Annotated in this window: 18 protein-coding genes and 1 pseudogene; 12 read left to right on the top strand and 7 right to left on the bottom strand. The window is 40.1% G+C overall.

Annotation, left to right across the window (positions count from 1 at the left end):
- Positions 1-8 precede the first annotated feature (8 nt).
- The gene (locus tag LC048_RS11550; protein ID WP_306050309.1) at positions 9-1,436 is read left to right on the top strand and encodes an aldehyde dehydrogenase family protein; all 1,428 of its coding nucleotides are present in this window, start codon (positions 9-11) and stop codon (positions 1,434-1,436) included.
- An 89-nt stretch (positions 1,437-1,525) separates the two neighbouring features.
- On the opposite strand, the gene LC048_RS11545 is transcribed toward LC048_RS11550, so the two are convergent.
- Positions 1,526-2,284 (bottom strand): aminoglycoside 6-adenylyltransferase, encoded by a 759-nt coding sequence (locus LC048_RS11545; protein ID WP_226601218.1) that lies wholly within the window; start codon positions 2,282-2,284, stop codon positions 1,526-1,528.
- A 2-nt stretch (positions 2,285-2,286) separates the two neighbouring features.
- Positions 2,287-3,138 carry a patatin-like phospholipase family protein gene (locus LC048_RS11540; RefSeq protein ID WP_226601217.1) on the bottom strand — a complete coding sequence of 284 codons (852 nt, stop codon included), beginning with the start codon at positions 3,136-3,138 and terminating at the stop codon, positions 2,287-2,289.
- A 355-nt stretch (positions 3,139-3,493) separates the two neighbouring features.
- Here LC048_RS11540 and LC048_RS11535 point away from each other — a divergent pair, with 355 nt between their 5' ends.
- Positions 3,494-4,222 (top strand): phosphatase PAP2 family protein, encoded by a 729-nt coding sequence (locus tag LC048_RS11535; protein ID WP_226601216.1) that lies wholly within the window; start codon positions 3,494-3,496, stop codon positions 4,220-4,222.
- Positions 4,223-4,234: 12 nt separating this feature from the next.
- Here the strand turns inward: LC048_RS11535 and LC048_RS11530 are convergent.
- Together LC048_RS11530 and LC048_RS11525 are read right to left on the bottom strand one after the other, a co-directional pair.
- Positions 4,235-4,979 (bottom strand): annotated as a pseudogene (locus LC048_RS11530) (AAA family ATPase).
- Positions 4,980-5,426: 447 nt separating this feature from the next.
- On the bottom strand, positions 5,427-5,582 hold the full coding sequence (locus tag LC048_RS11525; protein WP_226601214.1) for a hypothetical protein: 156 nt from the start codon (positions 5,580-5,582) through the stop codon (positions 5,427-5,429).
- 186 nt (positions 5,583-5,768) lie between these two features.
- Here LC048_RS11525 and LC048_RS11520 point away from each other — a divergent pair, with 186 nt between their 5' ends.
- Positions 5,769-6,002 (top strand): glutaredoxin family protein, encoded by a 234-nt coding sequence (locus LC048_RS11520; RefSeq protein WP_226601213.1) that lies wholly within the window; start codon positions 5,769-5,771, stop codon positions 6,000-6,002.
- 117 nt (positions 6,003-6,119) lie between these two features.
- Here the strand turns inward: LC048_RS11520 and LC048_RS11515 are convergent, their stop codons facing one another.
- The gene (locus LC048_RS11515; RefSeq protein ID WP_226601212.1) at positions 6,120-6,326 is read right to left on the bottom strand and encodes a hypothetical protein; all 207 of its coding nucleotides are present in this window, start codon (positions 6,324-6,326) and stop codon (positions 6,120-6,122) included.
- 136 nt (positions 6,327-6,462) lie between these two features.
- On the opposite strand from LC048_RS11515, the gene lepB reads away from it, so the two are divergent.
- The 5 genes from lepB (at position 6,463) to LC048_RS11490 (ending at position 9,872) form a co-directional block, all read left to right on the top strand.
- The gene (lepB, locus tag LC048_RS11510) at positions 6,463-7,008 is read left to right on the top strand and encodes a signal peptidase I (RefSeq protein WP_226601211.1); all 546 of its coding nucleotides are present in this window, start codon (positions 6,463-6,465) and stop codon (positions 7,006-7,008) included.
- A 321-nt stretch (positions 7,009-7,329) separates the two neighbouring features.
- On the top strand, positions 7,330-7,962 hold the full coding sequence (locus tag LC048_RS11505; protein ID WP_226601210.1) for a TetR/AcrR family transcriptional regulator: 633 nt from the start codon (positions 7,330-7,332) through the stop codon (positions 7,960-7,962).
- A complete protein-coding gene (locus LC048_RS11500) occupies positions 7,955-8,209 on the top strand; it encodes a PAS domain-containing protein (protein WP_306050306.1) in 255 nt (84 codons plus the stop codon). The genes LC048_RS11505 and LC048_RS11500 overlap by 8 nt, the downstream gene beginning before the upstream one ends.
- Before the next feature lie 22 nt (positions 8,210-8,231).
- Complete coding sequence (locus tag LC048_RS11495; protein WP_306050305.1) at positions 8,232-8,693, top strand: STAS domain-containing protein; 462 nt, start codon at positions 8,232-8,234, stop codon at positions 8,691-8,693.
- A gap of 234 nt (positions 8,694-8,927) precedes the next feature.
- Positions 8,928-9,872 (top strand): STAS domain-containing protein, encoded by a 945-nt coding sequence (locus LC048_RS11490; RefSeq protein ID WP_371932063.1) that lies wholly within the window; start codon positions 8,928-8,930, stop codon positions 9,870-9,872.
- Positions 9,873-10,049: 177 nt separating this feature from the next.
- Here LC048_RS11490 and LC048_RS11485 read toward each other — a convergent pair whose 3' ends face one another.
- Positions 10,050-11,507 carry an ATP-binding protein gene (locus tag LC048_RS11485; RefSeq protein WP_306050301.1) on the bottom strand — a complete coding sequence of 486 codons (1,458 nt, stop codon included), beginning with the start codon at positions 11,505-11,507 and terminating at the stop codon, positions 10,050-10,052.
- Between the two features lie 193 nt (positions 11,508-11,700).
- Between LC048_RS11485 and LC048_RS11480 the strand changes: the two genes are divergently transcribed.
- The 4 genes from LC048_RS11480 (at position 11,701) to LC048_RS11465 (ending at position 15,905) form a co-directional block, all read left to right on the top strand.
- Positions 11,701-12,237, top strand: coding sequence for a sigma-70 family RNA polymerase sigma factor (locus tag LC048_RS11480; protein ID WP_226601207.1), 537 nt, complete (start codon positions 11,701-11,703; stop codon positions 12,235-12,237).
- Positions 12,237-12,644, top strand: a complete 408-nt coding sequence (locus tag LC048_RS11475; protein WP_226601206.1) for a PadR family transcriptional regulator — start codon at positions 12,237-12,239, stop codon at positions 12,642-12,644. The genes LC048_RS11480 and LC048_RS11475 overlap by 1 nt, the downstream gene beginning before the upstream one ends.
- Before the next feature lie 7 nt (positions 12,645-12,651).
- Positions 12,652-13,926, top strand: a complete 1,275-nt coding sequence (locus LC048_RS11470) for an FtsW/RodA/SpoVE family cell cycle protein (protein WP_306050299.1) — start codon at positions 12,652-12,654, stop codon at positions 13,924-13,926.
- A gap of 506 nt (positions 13,927-14,432) precedes the next feature.
- Positions 14,433-15,905, top strand: coding sequence for a substrate-binding domain-containing protein (locus tag LC048_RS11465; RefSeq protein WP_226601204.1), 1,473 nt, complete (start codon positions 14,433-14,435; stop codon positions 15,903-15,905).
- A 179-nt stretch (positions 15,906-16,084) separates the two neighbouring features.
- Here LC048_RS11465 and LC048_RS11460 read toward each other — a convergent pair whose 3' ends face one another.
- Positions 16,085-16,876: a TIGR00266 family protein gene (locus tag LC048_RS11460; RefSeq protein WP_226601203.1), complete on the bottom strand. Its 792-nt coding sequence runs from the start codon at positions 16,874-16,876 to the stop codon at positions 16,085-16,087.
- Between the last annotated feature and the right edge of the window lie 118 nt (positions 16,877-16,994).

Below are 16,994 nucleotides of genomic sequence, written 5' to 3'. Positions count from 1 at the left end.
GGAATGTGATGAAAATTGCTTCAATCATCAACGGTGCTGAAAGGATTGATAGCAGCACTGATACGATGGAAGTGAGGAATCCATACAGCGGCGAGTTAGTTGCTGAAATGCATCTTGCTGGTAAAAAGGAGATGGAAGAGGCAATCGAAAACAGCCTCCTGACCTTCCATAAGACAATGAAAACTATGCCAGCCCACGAGCGAGCGGATATTTTACTTAGAGCTTCCCAACTTTTGGAGGAAAAGAAAGAAGAATTTGCCGAGATTATTGCGATGGAAGCAGGAAAGCCCATCAAGCATAGCCGTGCAGAGATTATGCGTTCGATCCAAATTCTACGTTTCTCAAGCGAACTGTCTAAACATACGGCAGGGGAAGTAGTACCAATGGATGCGGCGCTTCGGGGAGATAACCGAATTGGAATGGTGAAGCGGGTTCCGATGGGGGTCATTGGTGCGATCACTCCATTTAATTTCCCTTTGAATTTATCGCTGCATAAGATTGCTCCGGCAATTGCTGCAGGGAATACGGTAATTTTTAAACCAGCTGAGAAAACCCCTGTATCAGCCTACATGCTTGCAAAGCTTTTAAAAGAGGCAGGGCTGCCTGATGGAGCACTGAATCTTGTGCTGAGCACCGGTGAAACAGCAGGTACTACTCTTGTACCGCATAAAGATGTACCAAAGATTACTTTTACCGGCAGTTTGACAGTCGGAAAAATTATTCGCGACACTGCCGGCTTTAAAAAAGTCACGATGGAACTAGGGTCAAACTCGCCAAATATCGTTTTTGAGGACGCAGATATTGATGATGCCGTCAACAGGCTGGTTAATGCAGCCTTCGGATATTCTGGGCAGGTCTGTGTTTCTGCTCAAAGAATATATGTTCAGGAAGACGTTTATGATGAGTTCCTGAAAAAGTACATTGAGGCAACGAATCAGTTGAAAATCGGCGATCCATTGGAAGAAGAAACGGATTTTGGGACGATGATCGACGAAAATGCAGCAGAAAGAATCCAGGAATGGGTGGAAGAAGCAAGAGAGCAGGGGGCTACTATAGAAACAGGTGGCGAAAGAAAGGGTACGATGATGTATCCGACAATCATCACCAATGTGAAAAAAGACATGAAAGTCGTCAAAGAAGAAGCATTTGCTCCAATTGTAACTGTGATACCGTTCAATACAGAAGAAGAAGTGGTTGAAAATACAAATGACTCCATATACGGTCTACAGGCAGGCGTATTTACAAAAGACATCAGCCGAGCTTATCGAGTCGCAGACAGCCTCGAAATGGGGGGAGTCTGGATCAATGACTCATCCGTTTACCGTCAGGACAATTACCCATATGGCGGCGTGAAACTGAGCGGACTCGGCAGAGAAGGTGTGAAATATGCAATGGAAGAAATGACTGAGATGAAGTTTATTGGGGTTCGGTTGTAAAAGCAAAAGACCACTTTCTATATATGGAAAGTGGTCTTTTATCTTTACAAAAAGGAGAAATCTATAAATAAGCAGGTAGCAAGCTAACACTACTCTTCCAAAACCCTATTCCATAATGGTTCTATCTTGCCTGGGTTAGCCACTTCATTAAGGATCCATTTCGCTTCTTGGTTCAAAAGATCACGAAGAAGCACAGCTGCTATACGATGTTTCTGCGGAGTGATATTTTCCTGGATTTCGCTGACATTTCTAATGACTTCTTCAGGCAATGATGCTTCTACCGTCTTCAAGCCCAATTGTGCTCGGTCAGATTCATATCTATGCAGCAGCACTTTTGATAGATTCAACATGACATGATTAAGCATATTCACTGACCATAAATCATTGCCGCGTGCTGCAGATTTTTTATACTGAAAAAGAAACCAGACGGTGTCATCGACTGCATCCTGGAATTCATTTTCAGATAACCTGAGGTTTTGAGCGTAATGGAACTTTTCCAAACGATGATCAGGGTCATAAATGATTTTAAAGAAGTCTTTTTCAATAAAAGTCTGCTCTGTTACTGTAAAAAAATCGACATGAAGCATATCTTCATATACGGCCAGGATTTGTGGTGCAACGATGAAAATGTCGTCGTGAAAAAGTAATTTTCCATATGACTCTAGATGATGTATCCGAGTGTGAAGGAAACCATCAAGGTCTTTCTCTCCTACAAGGCAATACAAATCCAAATCAGAATGTTCGTCTTGCTCCCCGCGTCCAACAGATCCTTTTATAAAAATAGCTTGGACTCTTTTGTCTTGTTTAAGGCTATTCGACAGAACCTCAAGTGCATCAATTAACACCATCTTTACTCTCCCAGCCAGTCTTTCAATTCATCGAAACTTTCTTTCACATCTTCATATCCTACTTCATACAATTGAGTCAGTTTATCGGGATTCCGCTCAACTCTTCCTACTTTCAGATCCTTTGAAGGCCTTATGACGAAGACTTCATTTTTTGCTTCAAGTTTTTCAATATAGTCAAGAGTTTCGTTATACAGCTTGTAGCGAGTCTCGAGCGCTGTGTGCAGCCCTTTATATTCCTTATATACATATCGTGGCAGCCAGGACAGGGAAGATTTCTTCTTGCGATATCCTTTTGGCTTCGTAAGAACGATTACGTTTTTTCTCACTCCATCAGTCATTGCTTTCCTTATTGGAATGGGATCAGCAATGCCGCCATCCATCAGCGTCCTGCCCTGGAACTCAATGGCTGGTGCCATGAACGGCAGTGTACTGGATGCTCTGATGATTTTAAGGAAATCCTCTGGCACATCATTTTTATCAAAAAATACTGGTACGCCGGTGATACAATCGGTTGTACCAACAAGAAAATTTTCAGCAGCGCTGTTGAAAGTTTCAAAATCAAATGGAACGAGCTCATTAGGGAGTTTATCAAAAATGAAATCCATCCCGAATAATTCCTTTTTTAATAATAAATTTTTATAAGAAATATAGTCTTGGTGTCTTACATAATCAATCGTGACCTGCTTGTTGCGTCCAGGCTGCCTGGCAATATAAGAAGAGCCCTGGCATGCACCAGCAGAAACGCCGATGACATACGGGAAAAACAATTCATTTTCTAAAAAGTGCTCCAACACCCCGGCAGTGTAAACACCTCTCATGCCTCCGCCTTCAAGGATCAAACCACTGTTATACACTACAACTCCCCCTTAAAATCTATTTCTATTAGTCTCATGTTGTTTTCTATAAAAATAGTCTATCACAGAGTATGCAAATATTTACAAGTTATGATTGTAAAAAAGTAATTTTGGGGATGACAGCCTTAAGGTCAAAGATAAAAGGTTTGACGAAATTTTATTAGTAAAATAAATCCTCTGCCGTCGAAACCAATGTTAGGACCAAATCTGTATCGTTTACTCATATTTATGTCGGGTAAAGGTTCAATATAGTTTGGAAAGATGTGCGGTTAACGGATCAGAAAATCTAAAGGATTTAGGGATATACATATTGCAGAATGAGCTTTTTTGATGTTGAGAAAGGGAGGTAGGTGTTGTGGAATTAAATAAGCAAGAATTAAAGCAGGCAGGATTGCCATTTTTGCTGATGATCGCTGGAGCTGGAATGTCAATCCTTTTTATCGTCATTTTCTCGGAATTAGCAGAAGAAATGCTTGAAAACGAAATCAATGCGATTGATGAGGCGGTCATTCAAAGGATTAACAAAATCGAAAACGGTACATTGGATCAAATCATGATTTTTGTTACAGAGCTAGGTTCCGTTTGGTTTTTGTCGTTATGCACACTTGCTGCGATAATTGCATTATGGGTAAAGGCGAAAGATAAACTAGGGATTCTGTTTTTATTAATAGCCATCGGTGGTGGAGGTGCGCTGACCAAACTGTTGAAATATCTGTATGCAAGAGGGCGTCCTTCTATTAATCCTGAGATCGATGCAATTGGCTACAGCTTCCCAAGCGGACATTCAATGGGATCGCTGATTTTTTATGGATTTATCGCCTATTTGATCGCCCGCTCTTCCAGAAAGCTTTTGACTAAATGGATTGCAATTATTGTTGCAGGCTTTCTGGTTGTCTGGATCGGTTTTACTCGAATCTACCTTGGAGCCCACTATCCCAGCGATGTCCTAGCGGGTCATTTAGCCGGTGCAATCTGGCTTTTAATTAGTATACTTACCTTGGAATGGATTAAATGGAAGAAAGTAAATTCCATAAAAGTGACCAGGATTTTTAAGCAGATTATCAATCAGAGTAAAAATATATAACATTTTCCAGTACTATTCAGTTAATAGATGATGAATCATCCTTGGCGTATTCTCGAAAAACTGTTGCATGATGCGATAATGGTTCGTTTCTTCCAGCTTTCTTTTAAAAATACCTTCTTCGCTGAATTCATAAATCGCGGCATCAGGATAGGCCATGATGATTGGCGAGTGCGTGGCGATGATCAGCTGGGAGTTTTCATTTACTAGGTCATGGATCCGCGTCAGCATCGACATTTGCCTTAACGGTGAGAGTGCTGCTTCGGGTTCATCCAAAATATATAGCCCATTGCCGCGAAACCGGTGAAGGAAGGTTGAGAAAAAGGCTTCGCCATGTGATTGTTCGTGCAAAGACTCTCCGCCGAATGAATCAATAATCTTCGGACCGCGCCCCTCCCGATCGAGTTCTTCAATATTAGAAGCCACATTGTAAAAACTTTCAGCGCGGAGGAAAAACCCATCCTGTGGCCTTTCTATTCCTTTAATAATACGTATAATTGCCTAAATCCGAATGGGAGTCATAGGTTGAAAAATTGAAATTATATGAACCGCCTTCAGGATTGAAGCCGAGGCCAACAGCAATCGCCTCAAGTAAAGTGGATTTACCCATCCCGTTCTCACCAATTAGAAATGTCACTTTAGGGTGTAGAGTCAATTCATCAAGTGCTTTAAAACTCGGAAGATTAAACGGATAAGCCTGAAATGAAGGAACTTCCTCCCTCTTGAGGCTGATGCTTCTGACATATTGCCAATTCAGCATTAAGACAACTCCTTGACTATTCATTTCTTATTAAGGCTCATATCTCAAACTTTGTTGGGATTGACAACAAAATTGAATTGAATGATCCATTTTTCTTTTCAAAACTAAAGATCTATTATGTGAAAAGCGCCTGCACCTTAATAACGAAATACAAAATGGCTTTTATCACGTGAAAATCGGTTTTAGGATTCTAACTACAATCTATACGAGAACAACCATATTTTATCAAAATGTAACTGGAAAAAAACAAGCTGAATTACCAATTCGCTATAAAAAAGAGAATTTCGCTATAAAAACAAAAAAAACGCTATAAAAAAGAGAATTTCGCTATAAAAACAAAAAAATCGCTATAAAAAAGAGAAACTCGCTATAAAATCAAATCTTTACGATGGGTTGGACATGGTATTGGTGTTTCGGTTCGGCTGTTTGCTGATCGACAGCAAAAAACTACATACTTTTTGTATTAGATTTCAATAACTCAATGATTTCTATATTTTGTTGTTTAACAAGTTCTAATTCTTTTCGAACTTTTGAAACATCATTAACAGCATTGATGAACATAGAGATAAAGACGATAGCAATTGGGATGATTAGAAGTTCCAAAGATCTTGCCTCCGTTTCTGGGCTGATTTTGGTGAGATTCTCACCACTATAATAATACCTCTTATGTTGTTTTTTTTCAGTGTATTAGGGAAAAACATAGATATCCCGGTGATTCATTTTTGCCTAAATTTAGCATAATAGGGATAATACATGATAGGGTATAAAAAATTTGAGGAGGCATTTAGTATGAACGATATTACTGTTTATACAACGAATACTTGACCTTACTGCACAATGATGAAACAATTCCTTGAGGGTCAAGGAATAAACTACAAAGAAGTGAATGTACAAAACGATCAAGTTGCTGCACAAAAGCTGGTTGAAGAAACAGGTCAGATGGGTGTGCCGCAAACGAAGGTTAACGGCAACTGGGTTCTTGGTTTTGACCCGGATACACTGATGCAGTATGTTAAAAAATAATCATTACTAAAAAGAGGCTTTTTGCCTCTTTTTTTACTGAAAGTATTAAATTTTGTACTTAGATTAGTGTCCAGCTCCAGTGCCTAGCCCCTCGAGTCGCTTGTCTGGCTGTGGCTCCTAACTCCTCGAGACGCTAGTCTGGCTGTGGCTCCTAACTCCTCGAGACGCTAGTCTAGTGTCGCCTCCTAGAAACTCCGAAACTTCAACTCCGCCGGCAGAAGCAAAAAGCGCTTCTTTGTCGGAGTCTCCAGTTTCTGCGTTTCTGGACAGTCGGCTATACTTTTCGAGTTCAGTCCTGCCAATGAAGTCAAAGAACGACTTCACTGTCAGGCCCTCCAGCGATTTTCGCGGCTGAACAAGGTGCTTGCGCTTTTTTTATTTTGAATTGGGAATAGGAAGGATTTTCAATGTTCTATGTGGAAATAGTATCCAATAGATTAGTTTGGAAAGGATGTGCCGTATGGTAAAAGAGCGAAATGAAATTTGGGAATGGGCAAAGGCATTTTTAATCGCAATAGTACTGGCTTTTGTTGTTCGATCGTTTTTAATGACTCCAATTGAAGTAAAAGGTGCTTCCATGGAGCCAACTTTGCATAGCCAGGAGAGGATGTTCGTTACTAAAATCGGCGAGCCCAAACGCTTTGATATCGTTGTTTTCCATGCAACGGAGGACAAAGATTATATCAAACGGGTCATCGGGCTTCCTGGTGACCGGGTTGAGTACAAGGACGACGTGCTTTATATAAATGGAAAGCCTTATGAAGAACCATATTTGGAGGAGAGCAAAAAGCTCATCACTTATGGGCAGCTAACCGGTTCATTTACGTTAGGAGAAACTCCAGTTGGCAGTGAGGTTGTTCCAGAAGGGCATATTTTTGTGCTGGGAGATAACCGAAGGAATAGTAAAGATAGCCGTCATATTGGGGCAGTACCGATTGAAAACATCATTGGAACAACAAAGGTTATTTTTTACCCATTTGAAGATATGAAGATTATTGGTGATTAAATCACAATATGAAAAATCGCGTTTATCCATCAGGGTTAACGCGATTTTTCATATTGTTCAACAAGCTTTTAATAGTCATTCTGGGATCTCCCGGTTTGTATAAGGTTTATTTTTAGGAAAGTTTCGATTTTAAATGGTACTCAACGATTACAGACTTACCCTTTTAAATTCCTTTAAATGGATAGCTAGCAACAGAGGAGTATGACGCGTTTTTGTCTTCTAAGGAAGTGTATAGCAAGATTTGTTTAGCAGATTATCCTTGGACTATATATAGAGATTTGATATAATTTAAATAAAAAAACGAACGATAGGTAGGTAAAGATGAACGCGCTGGATCGTATAAATAAAGAAGCTTTGAACCTGTTTGCGGAAAGAGGATATTATGGTACTTCGCTATCAATGATTGCTAAGGCAGTAGGCATACGAAAGTCTTCTATTTATGCACATTATAATAGCAAAGATGAATTGTTTATCTCGGTGATTAAGTATGTCGCAAATATCTACAAAGCTGAAACGGAGCAATTTTTCTCAAAATTAAAAGAACAAAATCAGCCGGTGGAACATCAACTTTTTCAAGTATTCTGCTGGTACATGCAGCTTTGGATTGATAAGAAAGACGTGACAAAATTATGGCGAAGAGTAAGTGTCTTTCCTCCAGAACACCTCGAAAATGATATTAAAAGCATATCTGCCGAAACTGTGGCACAGAGTTTTCACAATGAACTTGCTGACATATTTAGACAAGGTGTAGAGAATGGGGAACTAAGAAATGCTCCATCAGGTAATCTAGTCAATCTTTTTCAAATACTGATCGATGGGATACTGACAGCGCGATTGTTAAAAGGAAATGAAGACACTGCAGAACTGCTGCATGATGGCTGGCATCATTTTTGGTCGGGAATCAAGGGAACGGATAAAAGACAGACCAATACGGGGGAAATAATAAATGTCTAGTACGGTTCAATCTGAAATATTACTTTCTAAAATGTTAAACTCGGTATCTGAGGCAGCTATGGCTATTGATTCACAATATAATGTGATCTTTATAAACGATTTGGCTAAGGAAATCTTAGGTTTAAATGGTGATAGTATATTGGGAAAGAATGCTTACGATATTTGGCCAGATGCCCCAGATGATGTACGTTTTGTAGAGAAAACTGTCACATATAAAGAAGAATATTATGTAAAGGCCGTGCCTTAAATGGGGGAAATATAATAAATACTTGGATATTCGTACATCCATTTTAGAACATAAATCAGGATTCATTGGCGCAGCTGTGTATTTCATGGATGTTACCGACGCGATCACCATTCAAAGGGAATTAAGTGAACGGATTGACGAATTATCTGCTACCCTCATCCCGCTTAAAAATAAGGTCGCCCTTCTTCCGATTTATTGGATGCCAGGGCAGTCAGGTTTAAATGTGGAACGGACGCTAAAACAAGTGTCAGAAAAAAATGTCAAATCGTTAATCATTGATTTATCGTCAGTAAGAGACCCTGATACTGAGTTTGTAGAATCCCTGAAAAAGGCAAAACAATCTCTAAAATTGCTGGGGGTAGAGGTTTTAATAAGCGGGATACGTCCTGAACTGGCAAGGACATGGGTGCAGACTGGAACCGATTTTACTGATTTTAAATTCATAAACAATGTAAGCTCAGCTCTGGGTAGATTTATAGATTAATAGACAAGAAGCGTAATGATTGCTTGTTAAGAATTTAAACATACATATTAAAATGCATTTCTTATCAGGGTTACCTTTCGATAAGTTAAATTAGCTATGGTGTTCAAGTTTCAGGATTTATATGGACAAAATGACCGATTCGGCAGGAAATGAAAGATAGTGAGTCGAAGACATGATTATAAACCTCATTTTGCTTTAATCATAATCTAATACTAGTGGGTGAATTAAGTGGAGATGCAAAAGGATATTGTTGTTGGCGGTGTGGAAATAAAGTGGGATTTAAATACTGGAGAAGTGTTATTTGAAGGAGGAGATGTTGTTTTTTTCTGGGTTTCTGCCATGAAAACCTTCTTCGATACCATTAATGAAATTACAGGCGAAGAGGCAACGAATCTGGTACTTGAAGCGACTGGGTTCCGACAGGGAATCATCGTCGGTGAAGGCTTTAAGGAACTGAAGGAAATCGATACATCCAATTTGGTGAAATGGGTGTCGGATACATACATACCAGCAGGCTGGGGTTATGTGAGAGTAGAAAAAATGGATGTTGAAACCAAGAATTTTACTTTATTCATTAAAGATGACTGGGAATATAAGATGAACAAACTTGGTGACAAGGAAAAACAAGGGATTTTCGTTCCGGCGCATTATGCTGGTGTTTTTACTGGCTTGTTTGGCAGGAACTTCTGGTATAAAATCATTGAGTATCAGAATGATACCAACCCATATACGGTTGTGGAATATTTCCCTTCCGATAAGGATGTACAAGAAAGCATTTGGCAAATGGCGAGGAGGCAAGAAGCCAAGCAAATTAGGCAACTGGAAAGCCTCGTGGCGGACAAAACTAAGATGCTCCAGGATTTGGTGAAAGAATTATCATCTCCGCTCATTCCAGTGCTTGATGGAATTGTCGTTGTCCCTTTAATCGGCAGATACGATGAAGATCGTGCCGAGGATTTGATCATGAACACGCTGAACAATCTGCCAAAATATCAAGCAAAGTACGTCTTACTCGACCTCACTGGATTGAATAAGGAAATCTCACCTTACACAGCCGAGTTGATCGACAAATTAGGTTCAGCGGCCAGATTGCTCGGAGTAGAAGTGATCCTTGTAGGGATTTCCGCCGAACTGGCGATGGTGATTACAGAAACATTAAGCAACTTGAAAAAAATATGAATGTCTGCACACACTGCAGCATGGCATATACTACGCTCTTGGAAAAAGCGGGCGCAGTATTGTTTAGAGAATTGAGGAGCTAACTTATTCCTCTTAAATTTCGTTGAAAAATCACTGATTATTTAATTTATAATGCCGAACCCGAATTTTAACACACAGGGTTCGGCATTTATTTTATTAAGGAGTAAAGGCGGGTGTTTCCTCCTGGTTCGTGGAGTGATCATGTATAGGCAGTGTAATCGTAACGGTTGTTCCTTCATTAACGATGCTAGAGAAATCGATCTTGCCGCCATGGTTTTTGATGATTTTCTGGCAAATCATCAAGCCGAGGACGGTTCCTTTTTCCTTTGTGCTATAGAAGGGTTCTCCTAGTTTATTGAGACGGTCTTCTGGAATTCCGGATCCCTGATCCATTACCTTAATTGAAGCTAGGTTTGCTTCTTGTGAAATAGTAACGAGAATTTCTCCTCCCGTTGTCATCGACTCTATAGAATTTTGGATTAAATTGATTAACACCTGCTTTATTTTGTCAGGCTCACAATCTATGTGAATACTAGGTGTATCAGTTTTAATCTTAATGAAGGCATCGGATAGCGTTGCCTGAGGGTTCAGCAAATTAACAACCCCATTCACCAGAGAAATCACATCTGCATTCGATAGATCGGAAGCCTGAGGTTTGGCTAGGACCAGCAAGTCACCAACTATAGATTCAATACGGGCGAGCTCATCGAGGATGATCTCGGCATAATCTTCTGCTTCTTCTGCAGGATGTTCACTCAAAAGCTGGGTAAAGCCTTTTATCGCAGTCAATGGATTCCTGATTTCATGAGCGATTCCAGCCGCCATTTGACCGATTACTGAAAGTTTTTCAGCTACCTGCAGCTGATCCTCCGTTTTTCTTTGTTCTGTAATATCCTTGATGATGATAAGGAAAACGTCCCTATTCTTAAAGACTGTCGGAATGAGCTGGACCTCAGCCCTTTTTGAATCATTATCTTTTCGGATCAAACTGATTTCAAAATCGCTGGAGTTTCTTGTATCCAGGCTTTCTTTAAGCAGCTTATAGTCTTGCGGGTCAGTGTAATCATACAAAGAAGTACCAATAATTTCATCAAAACTGGTTGCGCCCATCAATTTCTTCCCTTGTTCATTAATGTAAGTCCATACACCGTTTCTTGTGATGATCCCCATTGTATCCTTTGAATGCTCCAGGAATAACCGATCTCTTCTTTGATGTTCTTTTAATTTTTCCTCTCGATTTACACGCTGGGTAACATTTCTAGAAACAAGAACTATTTCTGACTGAGAAGGACCGTTCGTACTGCTAGATTCCAGCCAGAGATAATCTCCTTCTTTTCTCCTGAAACGAAACGAAATTTCTCCAGTATGATTAGAAGAGAAGTACTGTTCCAGCCTATCCAGATCTAATGGATGGCAAAAGCTGAAAATGGATTTTCCGTGGAGCTCGGCTGATGTGTAACCAAAAAGAGGCTCACAGGAAGGTGCCGCATAGGTAAAACTTCCATTCGGAAAATGACTAGAAATAAATTCCTTTGATCTGGCAAGTGCTATGCTTATATCATGTATATCGTTTATGTCTGGGGCAAAGGCTTGTTGGATTTCTTCCTTTATCATAAAAAAGCCTCCCTAACTATTAGTCCTGTATAATATGTTATTGGCGTTGAATGCCTCTCTCTATTTTACAAGACGAAAGAGGATAGGAACGAATATTATTGCAAATTTTTAAAAATTAGAACTTTTATCCTGTTTTATATTCCTAAAACCTTTTTAACAGCGCGTCGTCTATAACTATGAAGGGGGAACGATTGTGGATGAAATAACAGCAGAGACAAATGAAATCGAGAATGGTGCAGAAGGAATTGATGAGATCATGAATAGATATGGGCAAGAGATTCTGCAACTCTCGTTTTCATATGTGAAAAATAAGCAAATCGCTGAGGATTTAACTCAGGAGATTTTCGTGAAATGCTATAAATCTCTTCATACATACAGCGGGAAATCGAAGTTCCGCACCTGGCTTTGGAGAATCGCTTCCAATCATTGCAAGGACTATTTGAAAAGCTGGTACAACAAGAATGTTTTCACTACCGATTATCAGCCTATTTATGATTCAATGCCGAGTGATAGTGTTGAGCAAATCGTCATTCAAGATGAGGAGGATGATCAGCTGGCATCAGCGGTCATGGAGCTGCCGATAAACTACCGGGAAGTAATTTACCTTTTTTACTTTGAAGAGATGAGTATCAAGGAGATTTCGGCCGTGACAGAGATGAAAGAGAACACAATAAAGACACGGCTTAAGCGAGCAAAAGAACTCCTGAAGGAAAGATTGGAGGAATTGTAATGGAAAACCGACTGAATAAACTCCGAAAATCGATGGAGAAGTCCACGTTTAATGAATTAAGTTTTTCAGAAAAAATGAGAAAAGAGATTCATAAACAAATTAACATGCCAGATGAGAGGGATGAGGTAGTTACTTTGGCCATTCTGCAGCTTCTTCTTCATGAAAAAACAGGTTATGAATTGACCGGGCTGCTCAGGTCCAGAGGCTTTAAAAAGTTTGAGGACAATGAAGGTTCCCTATATACGATTCTCCATACGTTTGAACAAAAACGATTAATTGCTTCCTGCTGGAATGAGGAAGGTGCGAAATTGTATCAGCTCATCGACAAAGGGAGGAAGTATTTGCGTAAGCTGGAGAAGAATGCGGCTTCTGGCCGCATCGTCATGAAAGGATTGCTGGGGGAGTGATAATGTAATGAGTAATAGATGGAACCACTTTTTAAGTGAAGTGACGACACATATCCGCTCGAAGGAAGCGAAGAGGTTTGTAACCTCAGAATTGGAATTTCATCTTGAGCAGGTGAAGAAAGAATGGATGGGAAAGGGCTTAAGTGAAGCAGAGGCCGAGGAAAAAGCAGTCAACCAAATGGGAAGTCCATCAAAGCTTGGAGGCCATGAAATGAATAAACTTCATAAACCGCGGATCGATTGGTGGCTGATCGGTTTGTTGGCGATCACCATGGGATTGAGCTTCCTGCCACTGGTCACATTGGGTGATGAGTTATCAGATGGTTATTTAGTGATCAAAGCAATTCATGTTTTACTAGGTGCAATGATTGCAGCGGCTATGATGTTTATTGATTATCGAAAATTAGAAAGTAAAGGTTGGTTATTTTATTCAATCGGAGTATTGTTTCTATTCTTATTATTAACAATCCCAAATGCAATCATAAATGGGATCCCATATTTTATGATTGGACCGTTCCAGCTTGAAAGCCACTACGCACTGCCATTCTTGTTTCTGGGTTGGGCTTCATTTTTCAATAACCCGAAAATTAAACTATGGCAGCACTTCATCCTATTTACTTTGCCGCTGCTCCTATTTATGGCGGTACCAAACTTGTCAGGTAGCTTCATATATATAGTTATGGTTTTTGTAATGATGTGGTGGAGCATGATTAGTAGAATAACTGCAACTCTCATAACGATTACGTCGATCATGGGAGTTGCAGCCTTTAGCACGTTTGTCTGGTTCACTGTGAAAGAATATCAACTTGCAAGGATATTAGGCTTCCTGAATCCTGAAAAATATCCGAATAGCTCGGGGTATATGTACTTGGAGCTAAAAGAACGATTGTCTTCCTCCGGCTGGTTTGGTTCAGAAGCAAAAAGCCAACCATTACCATTGGAACATACGGACTATGCCTTTATTAATTTGACCTATCAGTACGGTTATTTGTTTGCGATTGGACTATTCGTTATTCTCTCACTGTTTGCAGCGAGAATTGTTATGATATCGATTCAAATTAACTCTAGGTTTGGAAACCTATTGCTAGTTGGCGGTGTAACACTCTTTCTTGTCCAATTTCTCTATAATATTGGAATGATGATTGGCCTGCTTCCACTGACGTCGATGTCTCTGCCATTTATAAGCTATGGATTTATCCCAATGATATTTAATGCGTTTATTATGGGAGTCGTACTGAGTGTTTATCGGAGGAAGGATTTAATGTTAAATAGAACAGTTTGATAATGGAGGAACCGATTTTAAAATGGTTCCTCTCTCTTTTTGTGGGGGCGGGTTCTTCCAAAATTTTATTGGTGACCTGTTTTCTCGTATTAAAGAGATTTAGGTCACCAATAGAGTTTATTGGCGTCATATTCTTACATAATATGGATATTCAGGCGCACTATAGCCTTCATTAATGGGACTGTTTTACATAATTTGGATATTCAGGATACCAATAGTCTTCATTAGTGTATATGTTTTACATAATTTGGATATTCAGGACACCAATAGCCTTCATTGGTGTGTCTTATTTACATAATTTGGGCATTTAGGTTTCCAATAGGGCTGATTGGTGCATTGTTTTTACATAATCTAGAAATCTAGGTGGTCAATAGGCAGTATTAAAATACTCTTGTTCTTTTTCTCAAATTTCATAAAAGATTAATAAATACATATTTACTAATATATTCATTTAGTGTAAAATTACACTAATTAATAAATAAAATAAGTTGCTGGGGGTATTTGGATTGAAGAAGGATGCCGGGTTTTTAGTTATTTACTTTATACTATTCCCTCTATTTCTATCATTTTTGGGGATTGCGGTTTTGCCGATTGAGAAGTTCGGTCCGCAGGTTATATTAGTGATCATCTCGTTCTCGGCTTTGTTAATGGGTTTTCATTATGGGAAAAGACCTCAGGCTTTCTCGTTTTATGGTCGGTACCTGCCTGTATACATACCATTGCTTCTGACAGTGCTCCTTGCTGCAATAGGGATGATTATTTCCAAAGGCTTTTTCGGGCACCAGGTTTGGGGAATTTTTGTATTCGCGCTGTTCCCGTTTTTACCTAATTCGCTTATTTCAGCATTAATGGGGGAATTCATTCTAGCTTTTGCCGTACCTTTTGCTTATTATTTATTCTTTTTGATCGGTTTTATTTTGTCCGAACAGAGGACCAAGACGAAAGTTAGCCTCAAAAAAGGGAATCTTTTCGCGGGAATGAGTGTCATAATTATGTTGTTGGCTGTCATTGGTTCAATCTATATAGAGCGGAGCAAGCATATCCTCCCGCCTTCTTATGGATTTGATTATGGCAATGGCTTTTCGAGTGTTGACCTAGAGCCGTATTACGTCACGAACCCTAACAACATCCTGCCAAAGCTTAAAGACACTGCCAGCTTGAGGGTAGAAACTCAAAGTGAAATGCCTATTCTGGATGGGGCGGAGGCCGCGTATCCAGTATATGCCGCATTCGCTAATGCCACCTACCGAGATATAAAAAACAAAAACTCACTACCAACAGGTGAAGAGATTGTTAGTTTTACGAATACGATTTATGCTTTTGAAAGACTAGTTTCTGGCGAGGTTGATATTTTTTTCGGTGCCCAGCCTTCTGCTTCGCAGCAAAGCCTGGCAGAGAGTAACGGGAAGGAACTCGTTCTTACACCTATTGGTAAGGAAGCGTTTGTGTTCTTTTTGAATGAGAAGAATCCTGTTGAAACCCTGACTTCAGAGGAAATTAAATCGATTTATTCTGGTAAAATCACCTATTGGAATGAAGTTGGTGGAGACGATAAAAAGATTATGGCGTTTCAGCGGCCAACGGACTCGGGCAGCCAGACAATCATGGAGAAATTCATGGGTGCTACGCCATTGATGCCAGCGCTGAGAGAAGAAGTGGCGGGAATGGGCGATTTGATGGAGGAGGTTGCCAGCTACCGCAACTACAATAATTCCCTCGGTTACTCATTCCGTTTTTTTACAACTGGCATGAACCCGAATGAAAAAATAAAGCTGATCTCACTGGATGGAGTAGAACCAACACCTGAAAATATTGCTTCGGGCAAATATCCTTATGTCGTCAATCTGTATGCCATTACGGTGAAAGACAACCCGAAAAAAACGGTGAAGCCTATGCTTAAATGGATGCAGGGTCCCGAAGGTCAGAAGCTGCTAGAGGAGATTGGTTATATTCCATTACACGAGGAAGATGCAAGATAAATATATTCATCAACAAGGCTAGACCAGGAAAATACTTGGTTTAGCTTTTTATTTTTAGTGCTCGGCTTTGTCATATAAAGCTTTAAGATAAAGACTGGCCATTCGATTGCAGGAATGGGCTCTTTGTTCCAAGAAAAAAAGGATGGTTCCTGACACGGAATCCATCCCTTTGTTCATCATTAATCACCGTCAAGCATTCTGAAGACTCCACCAAGGACACTGCCTTCGCCTTTGTTCTGGCCTCCACCTTGTGGTGCGGCTGCAAATACTCTGCTGGCTAGACGACTGAATGGAAGTGATTGGATCCATACAGTTCCTGGTCCTCTAAGTGTCGCAAAGAAAAGTCCTTCACCGCCAAATAAGGCTGTTTTAACTCCTTTTACCATTTCGATGTCGTAATTCACGTTACTTGTCATGGCAACCAGGCAGCCAGTATCGACTTTGATAACCTCTCCTGGCTGAAGTTCTCTTTTATGTATCGTTCCGCCAGCGTGGACAAATGCCATTCCGTCTCCTTCAAGCTTCTGCATGATGAAGCCTTCTCCACCAAAGAAACCAGCTCCAAGCTTCCTTTGAAATTCAACGCCAACTGAAACCCCTTTTGCCGCAGCGAGGAAAGCGTCCTTTTGACAGATGATCTTTCCGCCATTCTCACTCAAATTCATCGGAATGATTTTACCAGGATAAGGAGAGGCGAAGGATACATGCTTCTTATCGTGTCCAGTATTGGTAAATGTGGTCATAAAAAGGCTCTCGCCCGTCAATAACCTCTTTCCAGCACCAAACAGCTTGCCAACCAAACCGCCGCCGCTGCCAGAACCATCGCCAAAAATCGTTTCCATTTCAATTTGCTGATCCATCATCATCAGACTGCCAGCTTCAGCGACCACCGTCTCATTCGGATCCAGTTCAACCTCAACAAACTGCATGTCATCGCCATAGATTTTGTAATCAATTTCATGGTTTCGCAATGCTATTCCCTCCAAAACAATTAAGTTTACATGTTCATTGTACAACTTTACGTTCGAAGTTGCAGAATATTTTTATAGCCAGGCCATGGGATTTTATTTAAGGCTGTTATAATTAGTG

This window comes from Mesobacillus subterraneus (genome assembly GCF_020524355.2).
In the GTDB taxonomy this organism is placed as follows: Bacteria; Bacillota; Bacilli; order Bacillales; family Cytobacillaceae; genus Mesobacillus; species Mesobacillus subterraneus_C.
This window is presented reverse-complemented; position numbering and strand designations above follow the sequence as displayed.